Genomic DNA, 2,552 nt, shown 5'->3' on the forward strand with positions numbered 1-2,552 from the left:
AGGACTAAACCGCTCGCGCGGTAGTGCGCTGCGGCGGGCGGCACGGCCAAGACGGTAGCGCAACGGGGCGTCCTGTCTTGAGATCGAGGTGTTTCGACAACCTCACTCAAGACAGGAGCATCCCCATGACCGACGAGGCCATGAGCCCATTGCGGCGGCGCATGATCGAAGACATGACGATCCGCAAGTTAGCGCCGAAGACCCAACATGACTACGTGCAGAGGGTCAAGAACTTCGCTGCGTTCCTCGGGCGATCACCCGATATGGCGAGCTTCGAGGACGTGCGCCGCTACCAGCTGCATCTGGCGGCGAGCGGCGTTGGTGTACCGACCATCAACCAGACCGTATCGACGCTGCGTTTCTTTTTCAGGGTGACGCTGAAGCGTCACGAGATCGTCGAGCATACGCATGTCATTCACGAGCCGCGCAAGCTGCCGGTGGTGCTCAGCCCTGAGGAAGTGGCGCGGCTGCTCGATGCCGCACCCGGGCTCAAGTACAAAGCAGCGCTGAGCGTGGCCTACGGCGCCGGCCTGCGCGCCACCGAGGTCATCTCGCTCAAAATCTCCGATATCGACAGCAAGCAAATGATCATTCGCGTCGAGCAGGGCAAAGGCGGCAAGGACCGTAACGTCATGCTCTCACCACACCTGCTCGATCTGCTGCGCACCTGGTGGCGGGCGGCGCGGCCCCGGGGTTGGCTATTTCCGGGCCGCGATCCGGCCCAGCCGATGACGACCCGCCAGCTCAATCGCGCCTGCCACGCCGCAGCCCAGATGGCTGAGATCAAAAAGCGCGTCTCGCTGCACACCTTGCGGCACAGCTTTGCCACTCACCTGCTCGAGCAGAACATCGATGTCCGCGTCATCCAGGTGCTGCTCGGGCACGCCAAGCTCGACACCACCGCGCTCTATACCCGGGTCGCCACCAAGACGATCAGTGAGGTCATGAGCCCGCTGGAGCACATCGCGCTCAAGCTCAAGGAGAACCGGCCGCCCGGCTGACGCTGAGGCGCTTGTGTCGCGCCCGGCTTTGGAGGTCGCGGAGATCTTCCGCGACCGTGGACCGGCATGGCGCAGAGCCAATGCCGGCCATGTCAGCCTCGAGCAGCTGAAGGTGATGTCGGCAATCGAGAACTGCCGCACGGCAGCTCTCGGCGGCCATGTCGCGCGCTGCGAGGACTGCGCCTATACGACGATTGCCTACAACTCCTGCCGCAACCGGCACTGCCCGAAGTGCCAGGGCGCCGCCGCGAAGGAATGGCTCGCCGACCGTGAGGCCGACCTCTTGCCGGTGCCGTACTATCACGTGGTGTTCACGCTACCTGCGCAGATCGCCGACATCGCCTACCAGAACAAGGCCGTGATCTACAACCTGCTGTTCAAGGTCTCGGCCGAGACCATGCTGACGATCGCCGCCGATCCGAAGCATCTCGGTGCCCGCATCGGCATTACCTCGGTGCTGCATACCTGGGGCTCGGCCATGACCCATCACCCGCATGTGCACATGATCGTCCCGGGTGGCGGCATCTCGCCCGAGGGCAAGCGCTGGGTATCTTGCCGGCCGAGATTCTTTCTGCCGGTGCGCGTGCTCTCACGCCTGTACCGCAGGCTGTTCCTGGAGAAGCTCATCGCGACCCACAAGGCCGGCCGCCTGCACTTCTTCGGCGATCACGCTCCACTGGCCGACGTCAGAGCCTTCGCGGCGTATCTGGCACCACTACGCAACGCCGAGTGGGTGGTCTACGCCAAGAGGCCGTTCGGCGGACCCGAAGCCGTGCTCGCCTATCTCTCGCGCTATACCCATCGCGTCGCCATCTCCAACAGCCGATTGGTCGCACTCGGCGACAAAGGCGTGACCTTCCGATGGAAGGACTATCGTGCTGAGGGACGCGAACGACAGAAGATCATGACCCTGGCCACCGGCGAGTTCATCCGCCGCTTCCTCATCCACGTGCTGCCATCCCGCTTCCACCGCATCCGCCACTACGGCCTGTTTGCCAAAAGCGCTTGCGCCGACAACATCGCACGCGCCCGTGAGCTGCTCGCCGTTGCAAAATCTGAAGGCCAACCTGCCGCAACCACCGTCGATGTCAACAAACCGAGTTGTCCATGCTGCGGCGGTCGCATGATCGTCATCGAGCTCTTCGAGCGCAGTGCAACGCCACGGCATCGGCCGACAGGTCCAACGAACGTCATCAGGATCGACACCTCTTGAGCCCGTCACAATCCCGCAAATCTCGTCATTGCGCTCGCCGGCCTCCGACCGGCCACGGCAGAGCACGCTCAAATATCCAGCCCTCGTCTCAAATCGTCCGACAGTTCATCATGTCCGACCCGATCCGCCGCCGATTCACCAGCCGCTTCACCGTCGGCCAACTTGCCGGGGCGACTCGATCCCGATCACAAATCTCTCCCGCGGCTCTCAAATCGCCATAGCACCTGCGGCACGGCCTTCGTTCCCTCAAGCGCGGTTTCCTCCCTTGGAGGCTTTCGGACGCCGGCCCCGTGCGCGCGGCCCCACCGTCATGGGGCCGGCATCCGAAACCCTTCACA

Annotated in this window: 2 protein-coding genes; both read left to right on the forward strand. The window is 63.7% G+C overall.

What is annotated here, in order from left to right; genetic code table 11:
* The first annotated feature begins 125 nt into the window (after positions 1-125).
* Positions 126-1,001, forward strand: a complete 876-nt coding sequence (locus ABIA96_RS36505; RefSeq protein WP_354141716.1) for a tyrosine-type recombinase/integrase — start codon at positions 126-128, stop codon at positions 999-1,001.
* Between the two features lie 13 nt (positions 1,002-1,014).
* On the forward strand, positions 1,015-2,214 hold the full coding sequence (locus ABIA96_RS36510; RefSeq protein ID WP_502918887.1) for an IS91 family transposase: 1,200 nt from the start codon (positions 1,015-1,017) through the stop codon (positions 2,212-2,214).
* Positions 2,215-2,552 lie beyond the last annotated feature (338 nt).

Source organism: Bradyrhizobium sp. LB11.1, assembly GCF_040549385.1.
Lineage (GTDB): Bacteria > Pseudomonadota > Alphaproteobacteria > Rhizobiales > Xanthobacteraceae > Bradyrhizobium.

Excerpts from the sequence above, each read along its gene's own strand:
- ABIA96_RS36505 (WP_354141716.1), top strand. The coding sequence starts at position 126 with ATGACCGACGAGGCCATGAGCCCATTGCGGCGGCGCATGATCGAAGAC.